Origin of the sequence: Pseudobutyrivibrio sp. ACV-2 (assembly GCF_900107545.1) — a bacterium.
Classification (GTDB): domain Bacteria; phylum Bacillota; class Clostridia; order Lachnospirales; family Lachnospiraceae; genus Pseudobutyrivibrio.
Genome location: NZ_FNQZ01000001.1, coordinates 299063 through 314003, shown reverse-complemented (window position 1 = coordinate 314003; position 14941 = coordinate 299063). Strand labels below are relative to the sequence as shown.

General features: G+C 37.9%; 17 protein-coding genes. All 17 read left to right on the top strand.

Annotated elements, in window-relative coordinates:
- Positions 1 to 36: 36 nt before the first annotated feature.
- Positions 37 to 1059 carry a phosphate acyltransferase PlsX gene (plsX, locus tag BLV53_RS01465; protein ID WP_090296095.1) on the top strand — a complete coding sequence of 341 codons (1023 nt, stop codon included), beginning with the start codon at positions 37 to 39 and terminating at the stop codon, positions 1057 to 1059.
- A 2-nt stretch (positions 1060 to 1061) separates the two neighbouring features.
- A complete protein-coding gene (gene acpP, locus BLV53_RS01460; protein ID WP_090296092.1) occupies positions 1062 to 1301 on the top strand; it encodes an acyl carrier protein in 240 nt (79 codons plus the stop codon).
- 70 nt (positions 1302 to 1371) lie between these two features.
- Positions 1372 to 2073, top strand: a complete 702-nt coding sequence (rnc, locus tag BLV53_RS01455) for a ribonuclease III (protein WP_090296090.1) — start codon at positions 1372 to 1374, stop codon at positions 2071 to 2073.
- 18 nt (positions 2074 to 2091) lie between these two features.
- Positions 2092 to 5652: a chromosome segregation protein SMC gene (gene smc, locus BLV53_RS01450; protein WP_090296087.1), complete on the top strand. Its 3561-nt coding sequence runs from the start codon at positions 2092 to 2094 to the stop codon at positions 5650 to 5652.
- Between the two features lie 2 nt (positions 5653 to 5654).
- A complete protein-coding gene (gene ftsY, locus BLV53_RS01445; protein ID WP_090296086.1) occupies positions 5655 to 6584 on the top strand; it encodes a signal recognition particle-docking protein FtsY in 930 nt (309 codons plus the stop codon).
- Positions 6585 to 6598: 14 nt separating this feature from the next.
- Positions 6599 to 7810, top strand: a complete 1212-nt coding sequence (gene ilvA, locus BLV53_RS01440; RefSeq protein WP_090296082.1) for a threonine ammonia-lyase — start codon at positions 6599 to 6601, stop codon at positions 7808 to 7810.
- An 86-nt stretch (positions 7811 to 7896) separates the two neighbouring features.
- Positions 7897 to 8232 carry a YlxM family DNA-binding protein gene (ylxM, locus tag BLV53_RS01435; RefSeq protein ID WP_090296079.1) on the top strand — a complete coding sequence of 112 codons (336 nt, stop codon included), beginning with the start codon at positions 7897 to 7899 and terminating at the stop codon, positions 8230 to 8232.
- Positions 8233 to 8235: 3 nt separating this feature from the next.
- On the top strand, positions 8236 to 9576 hold the full coding sequence (gene ffh / locus BLV53_RS01430; protein WP_090296077.1) for a signal recognition particle protein: 1341 nt from the start codon (positions 8236 to 8238) through the stop codon (positions 9574 to 9576).
- Positions 9577 to 9633: 57 nt separating this feature from the next.
- Complete coding sequence (gene rpsP, locus BLV53_RS01425) at positions 9634 to 9876, top strand: 30S ribosomal protein S16 (RefSeq protein ID WP_090296073.1); 243 nt, start codon at positions 9634 to 9636, stop codon at positions 9874 to 9876.
- Between the two features lie 31 nt (positions 9877 to 9907).
- Positions 9908 to 10144: a KH domain-containing protein gene (locus BLV53_RS01420; protein ID WP_090296071.1), complete on the top strand. Its 237-nt coding sequence runs from the start codon at positions 9908 to 9910 to the stop codon at positions 10142 to 10144.
- An 84-nt stretch (positions 10145 to 10228) separates the two neighbouring features.
- Positions 10229 to 10747 carry a ribosome maturation factor RimM gene (gene rimM, locus BLV53_RS01415; protein WP_090296068.1) on the top strand — a complete coding sequence of 173 codons (519 nt, stop codon included), beginning with the start codon at positions 10229 to 10231 and terminating at the stop codon, positions 10745 to 10747.
- 1 nt (position 10748) lies between these two features.
- A complete protein-coding gene (gene trmD, locus BLV53_RS01410) occupies positions 10749 to 11450 on the top strand; it encodes a tRNA (guanosine(37)-N1)-methyltransferase TrmD (RefSeq protein ID WP_090296065.1) in 702 nt (233 codons plus the stop codon).
- A 103-nt stretch (positions 11451 to 11553) separates the two neighbouring features.
- Positions 11554 to 11904, top strand: coding sequence for a 50S ribosomal protein L19 (gene rplS, locus BLV53_RS01405; RefSeq protein WP_090296063.1), 351 nt, complete (start codon positions 11554 to 11556; stop codon positions 11902 to 11904).
- Between the two features lie 107 nt (positions 11905 to 12011).
- Positions 12012 to 12608 carry a signal peptidase I gene (gene lepB / locus BLV53_RS01400; RefSeq protein WP_090296060.1) on the top strand — a complete coding sequence of 199 codons (597 nt, stop codon included), beginning with the start codon at positions 12012 to 12014 and terminating at the stop codon, positions 12606 to 12608.
- 9 nt (positions 12609 to 12617) lie between these two features.
- Positions 12618 to 13457 carry a ribosome biogenesis GTPase YlqF gene (ylqF, locus tag BLV53_RS01395; protein ID WP_090296058.1) on the top strand — a complete coding sequence of 280 codons (840 nt, stop codon included), beginning with the start codon at positions 12618 to 12620 and terminating at the stop codon, positions 13455 to 13457.
- Between the two features lie 142 nt (positions 13458 to 13599).
- Positions 13600 to 14148, top strand: a complete 549-nt coding sequence (lepB, locus tag BLV53_RS01390; protein WP_090296733.1) for a signal peptidase I — start codon at positions 13600 to 13602, stop codon at positions 14146 to 14148.
- A gap of 2 nt (positions 14149 to 14150) precedes the next feature.
- Positions 14151 to 14915 (top strand): ribonuclease HII, encoded by a 765-nt coding sequence (locus tag BLV53_RS01385; protein ID WP_090296054.1) that lies wholly within the window; start codon positions 14151 to 14153, stop codon positions 14913 to 14915.
- The last annotated feature ends 26 nt before the right edge of the window (positions 14916 to 14941 follow it).

Here is a 14941-nt window from a genome sequence, read left to right as displayed (position 1 = left end):
GTATAATTTCTTAGAATGTATGAAAGGAAAATTATCATGAGCGATTATACAGTAGTTGCACTTGATGCAATGGGTGGAGATAATGCCCCTGGAGAAATGATTAAGGGTGCAGTAGATGCTTTAAACTTAAACAAAGAAGTTAAAGTTATACTTGTAGGAAAAGAGGATGTTCTTAAGAAAGAACTCTCTTCATATAATTATCCTGCAGATAGATTGGAAATCAAGAATGCCACAGAGGTTATTGAAACAGCCGAACATCCTGTTATGGCCATTAAGAAAAAGAAGGATTCCTCTATGGTTATAGGTCTTCATCTTGTAAAAGCAGGTGAAGCAGATGCTTTTGTTTCAGCTGGTAATTCAGGTGCTTTACTTGTAGGAGGACTGGGCATCGTTGGTAGAATACGTGGTATTGAAAGAGCTCCATTTGGTGCTCTTATCCCTACTAAAAATGGTGTTTGCCTTTTAGCTGACTCAGGTGCAAATGTTGATTGCCGTAGTAGTCATCTTGTTCAGTTCGCTAAAATGGGTAGCATTTACATGGAAAAAGCTATAGGAATCAAGAATCCTAAAGTTGCCATTGTAAACAACGGTGCAGAGGAGGAAAAGGGAAATGCTCTTGTAAAAGAGACCATGCCTTTACTTAAAGAGTGCACCGATATCAACTTTATTGGTGGTATCGAATCCAGAGCAATACCGGCAGGTGAGGCTGATGTTGTCATTTGTGATGGCTTTGTTGGTAACGCAATTCTTAAGACTTTTGAAGGTGTTGCAACAACACTTATAGATGTCATAAAAGAAGGACTTATGAGCACTACTCGCTCAAAGATTGGTGCGGCTCTTGCTTTGCCTTCTCTTAAAACTACATTAAAAGCATTTGATTCATCAAATTATGGTGGCGCACCGCTTCTTGGTCTTAATGGTCTTGTTGTGAAGACTCATGGTAGCGCCAAGGCTAACGAAGTAAAAAACACAATTTTCCAGTGTGTAACCTTTAAAGAGCAAAATATTAATGAGCTTATAAGGGATAATTTAATCATAGAAAAGAAAAAGGAGGACTAGAAATGGAATTCGATTTATTAAAGGAGATTATTGCTGAGGTACTCAATGTAGATACAGCTGAAATTAAGGAAAGTACAACATTTGTAGATGATCTTGGAGCTGATTCACTTGATGTTTTCCAGATTATTATGGGCGTTGAGGAAAAGCTTAATATCGAGGTTGACACAGATGCAGCTGAAAAGCTTTCTACTGTAGGAGATGCAGTTGAACTTATCAAAAAGACTGTAGCAGAGAACAACTAATATACTGGAAAGCATCCAGGTTATCTGGATGCTTTCTTATACTAAACCGAAATAGAATGGAGATATTATTTTGAAGGATTTAAAAGAATTTCAAAAGACTATCGGCTACGAGTTTAGAGACGAAAGCTTATTACGTCAGGCATTAACACACAGCTCTTACGCAAATGAGCATCACATGAAAAAACTCTCAGACAATGAGCGACTTGAATTCTTAGGTGATGCAGTATTAGAGATTGTTTCGAGTGAGTTTTTGTATCTAAATTACACCGATTTAAATGAAGGTAAGCTGTCTAGACTCAGGGCTAGTATTGTATGTGAGCCTACATTAGCATACATCTGTAAGGAGATTAATCTAGGGGATTATGTGCTCCTTTCTAAGGGAGAGGATATGACAGGAGGACGTACCAGAAAGTCTATTTTGTCAGATGCCTTTGAGGCTACAATTGGCGCCATTTTCTTGGATGGCGGTATGGAGCCTGCATCCAAATATATTCATCGTTTTGTTTTAAATGATATAGAACACAAGCAGCTATTCTACGATAGCAAGACTCGCTTGCAGGAGGTTGTTCAGGCTAATTTCAAAGACGCTCTTACCTATGAGCTTCTATCAGAGTCAGGCCCTGATCATGCAAAGCAGTTCAATGTGCAGGCTATGGTAGGCAACAGAGTGCTTGGATATGGTACTGGTAGTACTAAAAAAGCTGCTGAGCAGGAAGCTGCCTATGAAGGGCTGATGCGTCTTCATAAAGAAGACTCTATTAAGATTATATAAATCTCTAGGGAGAATAATATGTACCTTAAAAGTATTGAGATGTACGGCTTTAAGTCGTTTGCTCATAAAATGAAGTTTGAATTTCATAACGGAATTACAGGCATCGTGGGCCCAAACGGCTCTGGAAAGAGTAATGTTGGTGATGCGGTCAGATGGGTGCTTGGTGAACAGTCTGCAAAGCAGTTGCGTGGTGCATCCATGCAAGATGTTATTTTTTCCGGTACTGAATCCAGAAAGCCCTTATCATATGCATATGTAGCACTTACCATGGACAATAGCGATCATACACTTCCTGTGGATTATGAAGAGGTAACCATAGCACGTCGTGTCTACCGTTCAGGTGAAAGTGAATATCTTTTAAACGGCTCACCATGTCGTCTGAAGGATGTGGCTGAGCTTTTTTATGATACCGGTGTCGGTAAAGAGGGATATTCAATTATTGGACAGGGCCAGATTGAGAAAATTCTTTCTGGAAAGCCTGAGGATCGACGAGAGCTTTTTGATGAAGCAGTTGGTATTGTTAAATACAAAAAACGTAAGGCTGCCTCTGTAAAAAAGCTTGAGAGTGAAAGAGAAAATTTAGTCAGAGTTAATGATATCTTATCTGAGCAGGAAAGAAGAATTGGTCCCCTTGAAAAGCAGTCTGAGGATGCCAAAAAATATCTTAAATTCAAAGAAGAACTGAAGAAAATAGATGTTAATGCGTTCCTTTTAGAGGTTGATAGATTACAAACAAATCTTAATGAGGTAGAAAAGAACTCTAAAATTGCATCAGAACAGTTGGAAGCAAATAAGGCGGCTCAGGAAGAAATCCGAGTACAGTACGATTCTTTAGAGCAGGAGATTTCAAATCTGGATTTAAAAATAGAAGACTTAAAGCAAAAGCAGTCTGATTCCACTTTGCTTAAGGGTAAACTGGAAAATGAAATAGCTCTTTTGGAAGAACAGATTCGTTCAGCTAATGCTTCTGAAGAACAACAAGCTAATCGTATTTCTGAAATAGAAGCAGAAAAGTCTGAAAAGGAAAAGCAGCTTTCGGATTTTAATAAAGAAAAAGAGACTTTGGATAAAAGTCTAGAGGAGGCTGTAGAGCGTCTTAATTACGTAAAAGGAAACTATTCTGAGCTTCAGGAAGCAATTACTGTAAACAACGAAAAAATTGATGCAGATAACAAGGCTATTATGGAGCTCCTTAATAACAGGGCTTCCATCAAGTCTAAAGAGCAACGTCTTGAAACAATGCTTGAACAGACAAACATCCGTAAGGCAAAGCTTACCCAGCGTCTTATTGAGCGTAAAACTCGTGAGGGAGATTTAGATGTTGCTGTTGCACTTGCTGAAGAGGAATTCAAAAATGCTCAGAGTTTATTGTTAGCGCTTCAGGATAAAGACAAGGAGTACTCTCAAAAGGCTGTCGATTGGAGAACCAAAAACAAAAAGAATAACGATGAGCTTCAGATAAAAAAAGATGAGTTCGCGAGAGTTCAGACACGACTTGAATCTATAAAGAATATAGCAGAGCGCTATGAGGGATATGGTAATTCTACTCGTAAAATTATGGAGCAGAAGGGTAAAATCTCTGGTATAGAAGGTGTCGTTTCAGATATTATTCATGTTGAAAAGAAATATGAAATGGCTATCGAAACAGCGCTTGGCGGAAATATTCAAAATATCGTTACAGCTGATGAGGCTTGTGCAAAAAAACTGATCAACTTTTTGAAAGAAAATAAACTTGGACGTGCTACATTCCTTCCTTTGACATCAGTAGATGGAAGAGGTAATTTCAAAAAAACAGAGGTTTTAGAAGAAAAGGGTGTGCTTGGTCTTGCTTCAGAGCTTGTAAGTTGTGATAGCAAATTCGATGGTGTAATAGCATACTTACTTGGCAGAGTAGTTGTTACAGACCATATCGATTCAGCCATTGCACTTGCCAAGAAAAATAATTACAGCATTCACATTGTTACCGTGGATGGAGAATACCTGGCTCCAGGTGGTTCCATGGCTGGTGGTCATTTCAAGAACAAATCTAATCTTCTTGGAAGAAATAGAGAAATTGAAGAGTTAGAGGAGAGGCTTGACGTTCTTTCAAATGAAATGGAAGAATTAATTTCAAGAGCGTCTGAAATTGATACAGCTATAGCATTACTTGAATCTGATAAAGAAGAAAATGTAGCAAAACTTAATGAAGCAGCAATTGCTCTTAACACAGCAAAGCTTGGATTGGATAGAGCAAACGAGCAAAAGAGGGAAAGTCTCACAGCTTATGAGGGGCTTGCTAAGGAAAGTGAAGAGCTTGAAGCGCAGCTTTCAGAAATAGCAGCTGGTAAAAAAGAAATTGAATTTGAAAAGCAGGAATCAGAGGCTAAGGAGGCTGAGCTTCAGGCAGAAATCCAAAAACTTTCTGATGAGGTAGATGAGAAAACCTACATGGAGACTTCTGTCAACAGAACCATGTCAGAGGTACTTATCGAAGAGGCTAATGCTAGAAGCAATGTAGATTTCGTTCAACAAAACATAGAACGTGTTTCTATAGAAATCGAAAAATGTGTTTCTGATATTGAGGCGATTAAGGCCAATGCTTTATCTTCAAAAGATGAAACAGAAGCTAAAAAGAATCGTATTGAAGAAATTAAATCCACAATCAGTGAATCAGATGATTCATTTGGCGCTATTGAAACAGAAATCAAAGAAACAATTGCAAAACGTGAGGCATTAAACAGCTCACACAAGAATTTCTTTGAAAAGCGTCAGGAGATTTCCGATAGAATTGCAGAACTGGATAAAGAATGTTATCGTTTGGATGCTCAAATTGAAAAGATTAACGATGCAATTTCATATCAGAATAATTACATGTGGAATGAGTATGAGCTTACCTATCACAATGCAGAAGAATTAAAGGATCCTGAATTTAATAATCTGGATCAAATGAAGAAGGATGCAGGTAAAATCAAAAATGCAATTCGTTCAATGGGCAATGTAAATGTTAATGCTATTGAAGAATATAAAGAGCTCTCAGAAAGATATAACTTCTTGAAGGGGCAACATGATGATTTGGTTGAAGCAGAAGCCTCACTTGTGCGTATTATTGAGGAGTTGGATGAAGGTATGCGCAAACAGTTTGAGGCAGGATTCAAGGATATTCAACGTGAATTTGATAAGGCCTTTAAGGAATTGTTCGGCGGCGGACACGGCTCTCTAAAGCTTGTTGATGAAGAAGATATTTTAGAGACGGGTATTATTATTAATGCTCAACCACCAGGAAAAACTCTGATTAATATGATGCAGTTGTCCGGTGGTGAGAAGTCTCTTTCAGCTATAGCATTGTTATTTGCTATTCAAAATCTAAAGCCATCACCGTTTTGTCTTCTTGACGAAATTGAAGCTGCTTTAGATGATGCAAACGTAGATAGATTTGCAAATTACTTGCACAAGCTTACCAAAAATACACAGTTTATCGTTATCACTCACCGTCGTGGTACTATGAATGCTGCTGACAGATTATTTGGTATTACAATGCAGGAAAAGGGTGTATCTGCCCTTGTATCAGTTAACCTTATTGAAGCACAATTGGATGATTAAATATGGCAGAGAAAATTAGCTTTTGGAAGCGTCTGGTAAATGGACTTACTAAGACAAGAAATAATTTTATAAAATCTATAGATTATATTTTTAATGGATTTACAAACATTGATGAGGACTTTTATGAGGAATTAGAGGAAGTCCTTATTATGGGAGATATTGGTGTTCATACCACAGAAGCAATTCTTGATGATTTGCGTGAAGCTGTAAAAAAGGAACATATCAAGGAACCTACTCAGTGTAAGGAGTTTTTGATTAACGAAATCAAGCAGCAGATGTCTTTAGATGAGACTAGCTTCGATTTTGAAAATAAGACATCTGTTGTACTGGTGATTGGAGTAAATGGCGTTGGCAAAACTACAACCATTGGTAAATTGGCCGGCAAGCTTAAGGCTAACGGTAAAAAGGTTATGGTTGCAGGAGCTGACACATTTAGAGCGGCAGCCTCTGATCAGATGAAGGAATGGGCAGATAGAGCCGGTGTTGAATTTATCGGTGGTCCAGAGGGCTCAGATCCTTCAGCGGTGGTTTACGATGCTGTTCATGCTGCCAAGGCCAGAGGTGCAGATGTTCTTTTGGTTGACACTGCAGGCCGTCTTCATAACAAAAAGAATCTCATGAGCGAGCTTTCTAAAATTAACAACACTATCTCTAAAGAATTTCCTGAGGCTTATAGGGAGACTTTAATTGTACTTGATGGTACAACAGGTCAGAATGCTCTTGTGCAGGCAAAGGAATTTTCTGAGGTTACAGATATTTCTGGTATTGTTCTTACAAAACTTGATGGAACAGCTAAAGGAGGTATTGCAATTGCAATACAATCTGAGTTAAAATTGCCAGTAAAATATATTGGTGTTGGAGAAACAATAGACGATTTAGAAAAGTTCAATGCAGATGACTTTGTTAACGCATTGTTCTACAACGAGCACTAAAAGGGAGACAGAAAATGCTTACTTTGGACAAATTTGAAGAGGCCTCTAAAATCGTTACAGAGGTTACACACGAGACAAAACTGGTTTACAGCGATTATTTTAGTGAAAAATCAGGAAATGATGTATATCTTAAGCCAGAAAACATGCAGCTTACTGGCGCTTACAAGCTTAGAGGGGCTTACTACAAGATTAGCACATTGACTGATGAGGAGAGAGCTAAAGGATTAATTACAGCATCAGCTGGTAATCACGCTCAGGGTGTTGCATATGCAGCTGCTAAATATGGTGTTAAGGCTACAATCGTTATGCCTACAACAACTCCTCTTATTAAGGTAAATCGCACTAAGAGCTATGGTGCTGATGTTGTTTTATATGGTGATGTATATGATGAAGCCTGTGAGCATGCATATAAGCTTGCAGACGAGCATGGATATACATTTATTCATCCATTTGACGACTTGGCAGTAGCTACTGGTCAGGGTACAATTGCAATGGAAATCTTCAAGGAGCTTCCACTTGTTGAATATATTCTTGTTCCAGTTGGTGGCGGCGGACTTGCCACTGGTGTTTCTACTCTTGCAAAACTTTTGAACCCAAAGATTAAGGTTATAGGTGTTGAGCCAAGTGGTGCAGCATCATTACAGGCATCATTTGATAAGGGACAGGTTACTACATTACCTTCAGTAAATACTATAGCTGATGGTACAGCTGTTAAGACTCCTGGTTCAAATATTTTCCCATATTTACAGAAAAATATTGATGAAATCATTACTGTTGACGATGATGAGCTTATCGTTGCTTTCCTTGACATGGTAGAAAACCATAAGATGGTAGTTGAAAATTCAGGACTTCTTACGGTAGCAGCTTTAAATCATCTTGGGTTTAAGGGCAAGAGAGTTGTTTCTGTTCTCTCAGGCGGCAACATGGATGTTATCACAATGTCTTCTGTTGTTCAGCAGGGCTTAATTTTTAGAGACAGAATCTTTACAGTATCTGTTTTACTTCCTGATAAGCCAGGTATGCTTGCAAAGGTTTCTCAGGTTATCGCTGATAATCAGGGTAATGTAATCAAGCTTGAGCATAATCAGTTTGTTACTACAAACCGTTCTGCAGCTGTAGAACTTCGCATTACACTTGAGGCATTTGGTACAGATCATAAAGAACAGATTATCAAAGCCCTTGATGAGGGCGGTTATAAGCCAAAGATTGTCAGAACTTCTTTATAAAATAATTAAAAATAAAGTGTCAAGTATTTCCACTTGACACTTCTTTTTATATATAGTATATTATCTTTCGGTGATAAAGGAGAGTCATGGAAGATAAGATTAAATCAGGATATTTATATGATTTCTACGGAGAGCTTCTTACAGAGCATCAGCGTAGTGTATATGAGATGAGTGTCAATGATGATTTGTCATTATCCGAGATTGCAGATTCTTTATCTATTTCCCGTCAGGCTGTGCACGACATGCTAAAACGATGCGACAAACAGCTTGAGGAATACGAGGAAAAGCTTCACCTAGTAGATAAATTTATGAATATTAAGGCTGATGTGCTACGTATTAATGAATTGACATCACAGTCGCCTAGCACTGAAATATTGGCTGAGATTTCCCAGTTATCCACATCCATTTTAGAGGAATTATAATATATGGCTTTTGATTCACTTTCAGAAAAGCTTCAAGGGGTATTCAAAAACCTCAGAAGTAAGGGCCGACTCACAGAAGCTGATGTTAAGGCAGCTCTCAAGGAAGTCAAAATGGCTCTGCTTGAAGCAGATGTTAATTTTAAAGTAGTAAAACAGTTTACAAATACCGTCACAGATCGCGCCATTGGTTCGGATGTGATGAATGGTCTTAACCCAGGCCAAATGGTTATAAAGATTGTAAACGAAGAGCTTGTCAATCTTATGGGCTCTGAGGTTACAGATATCACTTATGGAACAGGCGGCGCAATTACCACTATCATGATGGTTGGTCTTCAGGGTGCTGGTAAAACTACCACCACCGCAAAGCTGGCTGGCAAAGTAAAGCTTAAAGGTAAAAAGCCACTTTTGGTTGCCTGTGATATTTATCGTCCTGCAGCTATTGAACAGCTCCAGATTAACGGAAAAAAGCAGGGCGTTGAGGTATTTTCTTTAGGAGATAAAGAAAAGCCGGTTAAAATAGCAAAAGAGGCTATGGAATACGCTAAGAAGAACGGCTTTGATGTGGTCATTTTCGATACAGCAGGTCGTCTTCATATAGATGAGGACATGATGAATGAGCTTGAATCAATCAAGAACAACATCGATATCCTCAATACCATTTTAGTAGTTGATGCCATGACAGGTCAGGATGCAGTTAATGTATCTCAGACCTTTGATGAAAAGATAGGTGTTGATGGGGTTATCATCACAAAGCTTGATGGTGATACCAGAGGTGGTGCAGCTCTTTCAATCAAAGCTGTTACCGGAAAGCCTATTTTATACGCTGGTATGGGTGAGAAGCTTTCAGATTTAGAGCAATTCCATCCAGATCGTATGGCTAGCCGAATCCTTGGCATGGGAGATGTACTTTCTCTTATCGAAAAGGCAGAGGCAGAAATTGATAAGGATGCAGCCCTTCAGCTTTCTAAGAAGGTAAAAAAAGCTTCCTTCGATTTCAATGATTATCTTACTTCTATGGAGCAGATGAAAAAGCTTGGTGGTATTTCATCAATCCTTGGTATGTTACCAGGCATGAATGCTTCACAGATGTCTCAGCTTGAGAATGCAGTGGATGATAAAAAGCTTGCACACATTGAGGCCATCATCCTTTCAATGACACCGGCTGAGAGAGAAAATCCAAAATTACTAAATCCTAGCAGAAAGCACAGAATTGCTGCTGGAGCTGGTTTAGATATAGCAGAGGTTAACCGCTTCGTTAAACAATTTGAACAGTCCAAAAAGATGATGAAGCAGATGCCAAACATGATGGGCAAAGGACGACGTGGAATGCGTTTTCCGTTTTAACCGATAGCACAACAGTGCAAATTAAATTTATTGTTTTATTTACAGGAGGAAATTAAAATGGCAGTAAAGATTAGATTAAAGAGAATGGGACAGAAGAAGAGACCTATCTACAGAATCGTTGTAGCAGACGCAAGAGCACCTCGTGATGGTAGAAACATCGATGAAATCGGAACATATGATCCAAATCAGGAGCCAGCAGCTGTTACTGTTGATGCTGATGCAGCAAAGAAGTGGATTGCTAACGGTGCAAAGCCAACTGAGACTGTAGCTAGACTTTTCAAGCAGGCAGGCGTTCAGTAATCATTCAATCGAAAGGTAGAGGAATATAGTGATGAAAGAATTAGTTGAAGTAATTGCTAAGTCACTTGTAGACAATCCAGAAGAGGTTGTTGTTTCCGAGAAAGAAGACGCAAAGTCAATCGTTGTTGAGCTTCGCGTTGCACCTTCAGATATGGGAAAGGTTATTGGAAAACAGGGTAGAATCGCAAAGGCAATACGCGCGGTTGTTAAGGCTGCAGCCTCAAAGATTGACAAGAAAGTTATTGTTGATATTATTGACGTAGCTTAATTAATATAGAGCCTGATATTTCAGGCTCTATTATTGTTTTGTGGGATTTTTACATATTTTGGTATAAAGCTTAAGGAGGCATATTTGGAAGAATTATTTCAGGTTGGTTCAATTACACAGACACATGGAATTAAAGGTGAGGTAAAGGTTTTCCCTCTCACAGACGATATTTCTCGTTTTAAAAACATGAAGAATCTATTGCTGGATGGCGGTAAGGATGGCTACATTAATTTAGATGTTGAGAATGCTCGTCCACAGAAGAATCTTGTTATTTTAAAGTTCAAGGGTATTGATAATATCAATGATATTGAAAAATACAAGGGAAAAGGTCTTTATGTAACGAAGGATAACAGAGTTGAGCTTAAGGATGATGAGTATTTTATTGCTGATTTAATAGGCTGTGATGTTTTTACAGATGAAAATCCTGATGTGAAATTTGGAACTATTTCAGATGTTATGGAAACAGGCGCTAATGATGTCTATGAAATATCACTTGAGAATGGTGAAAATGTCCTTATTCCAGCTATAAAGGATTGCATCCTTAAGGTGGATATTGAAGGCAGAAGAGTAGATGTTCATTTATTGAAAGGTCTGATGGATTAGCATGAAGTACTATATTTTAACTTTATTCCCTGAAATGATAGAAGATGCTTTGAATACCAGTATTTTGGGACGCGCCAAAAATGCTGGGGCAATATCTTTTGAAGCAGTTAATATTCGTGATTATACTGTAGATAAACATAAAAAGGTTGATGACTATCCATATGGAGGTGGCGCCGGTATGGTGATGCAGGCACAGCCTATATATGATGCATACCAGGCCATTTGCCAAAAGGCGGGGCATAAGGTGTATTGTATATACCTGACTCCACAGGGACAACTCTTCAAACAGCAATCTGCAAAAGAACTTGCGCTAAAGGAAGATATATGTCTACTTTGCGGCCATTATGAAGGCATCGATGAACGAGTTCTTGAAGAAATAGTTGATGAATATTACTCAATCGGAGATTATGTTTTGACAGGCGGTGAATTACCTTCACTCGTGATGATTGATGCAATATCCAGAATGGTGCCAGGAGTTCTTACGAATTCTGAATCAGGAGAGGATGAATCATTAGAAAATAATCTACTTGAGTATCCGCAATATTCACGTCCAGACACGTGGAATGGTCGACAGGTTCCACCTATTTTATTGTCAGGTGATCATGCAAAGGTTGATGCATGGCGAAAAGAGCAATCAATCCTTAGAACTAAGGAAAGACGCCCTGATTTATACCAAAAATATTTAGATTCAACAGTTGAATAATGGATGAATCCATGTTATTATATTTGAGTTGCTAAAGAAGAGATGGTCCGCTGATTTGCAATAGGGCATTTCAAGAACGTCGCGAAGTTTAGGAGGATTTATAATGAACGCAAACGAGATTATTAAAAACATCGAAGCTGCTGAGCTTAAGTCAGAAGTTGCTGAGTTCGCAGTAGGAGACACAGTTAAGGTTTACGGCCGTATCGTTGAAGGTAACCGTACACGTACTCAGGTATTCGAGGGTACAGTTATTAAGAGACAGGGCGGTAGCAACCGTGAGACATTTACAGTACGTAAGTCATCAAACGGTGTTGGTGTTGAAAAGACATGGCCACTTCACAGCCCAAACGTTGAGAAGATCGAAGTAGTTCGTAAGGGTAAAGTTCGTAGAGCTAAGCTTTACTACCTCAGAAATCTCACAGGTAAGAAGGCTAAGGTTAAGGAGAGAATCTAATCTCGAAATTATGGAACAGTCACTAAATGTGGCTGTTCTTTTACTTTTAATGGAAATTACATGCAAAGTGCGGTAAAATTATACTAAAGATTAAAAAGGGAATTTGTATGTTTTTGTCAAAGAATAATCGTTTAGGTAAAAGTACTTTAAATAGGAATGACGGGTTAAATTTCCGCCGCAGACGCAGAAAAATAGATTTCGAAAAAGTTAAATATTTGGGAATTTTGGTGGCTGAGCTTGCAATTGTTATTTGCTTTGCCTATGGTGTTGTATTGGCTTTTGGTAAACAAGTAGAATGCTCTAATGCTTCTATGGAACCTACCTATAAAACAGCCGATAAATTACTTGTAAACACCATAGCTTATAAAATCGGTACGCCAGAAAGCAATGATGTTATTGCTTTTAAACCAAAATCAAATGTTAACGCCAATTATAGTGTAAAGAGAGTAATCGGAGTGCCGGGAGACACTATTTACATTAGTAATGGGCGAATATATCTTAATGACGAGCTTTATAAGGAGAACATTGAAGTCGAAAGAATAGAGAATGCTGGTATTGCAGCCACTCCTATAAAGCTAAATGAAAATCAATATTTTGTTTTAGGCGATAATCGCAATTCTTCTGAAGATTCCAGATACGAGAGTGTGGGATTTGTTGCGGGAGATGATATATTAGGAAAAGTTTGGATGAAATATCCTTTCTAGAGGTGTTTTATGGAATTTCAATGGTATCCAGGGCATATGACGAAAGCTAAACGTCAGATGCAAGAAGATATTAAGCTTATAGATTTAGTAATCGAAGTTATTGATGCTAGGTGTCCAGTTTCTAGTAGAAATCCCGACATTAATGGTTTGGCTAATGGTAAACTTAGACTTATATTATTAAATAAGTCTGATCTCGCCGATAAAGCTGTAAACCAAAAATGGAAGGATTATTATAAGTCTCAAGGTTTTTATTGTGTAGAACTAGACGCTAGAGATAGAAAGAATATGAAAGGCGTTCAAGCGACATTAGATGAAGTCTGTGCAGCTAAATTTGAGCGAGACAGGAAACGAGGTATTAAAAATCGTCCTGTTAGAGCAATGGTTGTAGGAATTCCTAATGTTGGAAAATCTACCTTTATTAATTCATTTGCAGGTCGTGCCGTTGCTAAAACTGGTAACAAGCCAGGCGTTACAAAAGGAAAACAATGGATTAAACTCAACAAATCCGTTGAGCTTTTAGATACTCCAGGTATTCTTTGGCCTAAGTTTGAGGACAACACTGTAGGATTGCATTTGGCATTTATTGGTTCAATTAATGATGCAATAATAGAAACTAGAGAATTATCTTTAGAATTATGTAATTTTCTGAAAGAAAATTATTCAGGTGTTCTGAACAAGCGATACGAAGTAAATGAAGATGCTGTAAATCATGAGATTATTTCTGAAATTGCATCAAAACGCAATTTTGTGAAAAAAGGTTCTGAGTTGGATTTTGACAAAGCAGCTCAGGTTTTAATTGATGAATTTAGAAATGGAAGCTTAGGAAATATTTCACTTGAGAGGCCATAGTATGAATGTGATTGATTTTAATGAGGAAGAGCAAATAAAAAAGGATATAGAAAGAGTCAGGGCTAATGTTGATAGTTCAAGTCCAATGCAAAGGTCTGCTGCAATAGCTAAAAATGAAGAAGATTCTACTGAAAGCGAGAAAATGACGAAGGGTGATGTTGTTAAAGAAATCATAAGTGTCATTGTTAATGTATTAATATGTTTTGCTGTTGTTTTTGTAATCACCCAGTTTATAGGTCAACGAACAGTAGTTAGTGGCTCATCTATGGAGGATACACTAACAGATGGTGATAACCTTATAGTTGATAAAATCAGTTATCGTTTCCATGATCCGGTTAGATTTGATGTTGTTGTTTTTCCATATAAGTATGAAGAGGACACATACTACATTAAAAGAATTATAGGATTGCCAGGTGAAGATGTTTACATTGATGGTTCGGGAAATATTTATATTAATGGAGAACTTTTAAATGAAACATATGGTACAGAGGTTATCCTTAATTCAGGAATTGCAAGTAGTACTGTTCATTTAGGAGCTGATGAATATTTTGTACTAGGTGATAATAGAAATAATAGTACAGATTCCAGATTTGAAGCAGTTGGAAATATCAAGGGAGATGATATTGTTGGCAAGGCATGGCTTAGAGTTTTCCCATTCGGAGATTTTGGCCTTGTTGATAATATCGAATAGTTATGGCAGATAAAAAGATTACCGAAATCCAAAAAGAATATAAGGAAGCAACTTTAGATTTATTGCCATCTTTTATTGAAGAATATATTAATGATGGAAGACCAGGAGTTTCTAAAATCATCAATCAGGCTATGAATCGTATGGAAAAGCTTCGCTTGGAAAAGGAACGCATCGAACGCCTTAAGGAGTACGAATACAAATATTGGGAAAAGTATGACTTTATAGGTGGTATAGATGAGGTTGGAAGAGGGCCGCTTGCAGGACCTGTTGTTACGGCCTGCGTTATTTTGCCAAAGGATTGTGATATTTTATATATCAATGATTCCAAAAAGCTATCAGCCACAAAAAGAGATGAGTTATACGAGGAGATAATGGCAAAGGCTCTTTCTGTTTCTATAGGTGTTGTATCAGAAGCAAGAATCGATGAGATTAACATTTTGCAGGCTACTTATGAAGCTATGAGACAGGCAATCTCAGAATGTAAAGTGCAGCCTCAGCTGTTATTAAATGACGCAGTTACAATTCCGGGAGTTACAATTCCACAGGTGCCTATCATAAAAGGTGATGCCAAGTCGATTTCTATTGGAGCCGCAAGCATTATTGCAAAGGTTACCAGAGATAGGATGATGGTTGAATATGAAGATATCTATCCTGAATATCATTTTGCTTCCAATAAGGGATACGGTTCGCAGGAACATATAGAAGCACTTCGTAAATATGGACCATGCCCAATACACAGACGTTCCTTCATAGGAAATTTTGTTTAATATATTACTATTTTCAGTTTCAAATA

Excerpts from the sequence above, each read along its gene's own strand:
- plsX (WP_090296095.1), top strand. The coding sequence starts at position 37 with ATGAGCGATTATACAGTAGTTGCACTTGATGCAATGGGTGGAGATAAT.
- acpP (WP_090296092.1), top strand. The coding sequence starts at position 1,062 with ATGGAATTCGATTTATTAAAGGAGATTATTGCTGAGGTACTCAATGTA.
- smc (WP_090296087.1), top strand. The coding sequence starts at position 2,092 with ATGTACCTTAAAAGTATTGAGATGTACGGCTTTAAGTCGTTTGCTCAT.
- ftsY (WP_090296086.1), top strand. The coding sequence starts at position 5,655 with ATGGCAGAGAAAATTAGCTTTTGGAAGCGTCTGGTAAATGGACTTACT.
- ilvA (WP_090296082.1), top strand. The coding sequence starts at position 6,599 with ATGCTTACTTTGGACAAATTTGAAGAGGCCTCTAAAATCGTTACAGAG.
- ylxM (WP_090296079.1), top strand. The coding sequence starts at position 7,897 with ATGGAAGATAAGATTAAATCAGGATATTTATATGATTTCTACGGAGAG.
- ffh (WP_090296077.1), top strand. The coding sequence starts at position 8,236 with ATGGCTTTTGATTCACTTTCAGAAAAGCTTCAAGGGGTATTCAAAAAC.
- rpsP (WP_090296073.1), top strand. The coding sequence starts at position 9,634 with ATGGCAGTAAAGATTAGATTAAAGAGAATGGGACAGAAGAAGAGACCT.
- BLV53_RS01420 (WP_090296071.1), top strand. The coding sequence starts at position 9,908 with ATGAAAGAATTAGTTGAAGTAATTGCTAAGTCACTTGTAGACAATCCA.
- trmD (WP_090296065.1), top strand. The coding sequence starts at position 10,749 with ATGAAGTACTATATTTTAACTTTATTCCCTGAAATGATAGAAGATGCT.
- rplS (WP_090296063.1), top strand. The coding sequence starts at position 11,554 with ATGAACGCAAACGAGATTATTAAAAACATCGAAGCTGCTGAGCTTAAG.
- lepB (WP_090296060.1), top strand. The coding sequence starts at position 12,012 with ATGTTTTTGTCAAAGAATAATCGTTTAGGTAAAAGTACTTTAAATAGG.
- ylqF (WP_090296058.1), top strand. The coding sequence starts at position 12,618 with ATGGAATTTCAATGGTATCCAGGGCATATGACGAAAGCTAAACGTCAG.
- lepB (WP_090296733.1), top strand. The coding sequence starts at position 13,600 with ATGACGAAGGGTGATGTTGTTAAAGAAATCATAAGTGTCATTGTTAAT.
- BLV53_RS01385 (WP_090296054.1), top strand. The coding sequence starts at position 14,151 with ATGGCAGATAAAAAGATTACCGAAATCCAAAAAGAATATAAGGAAGCA.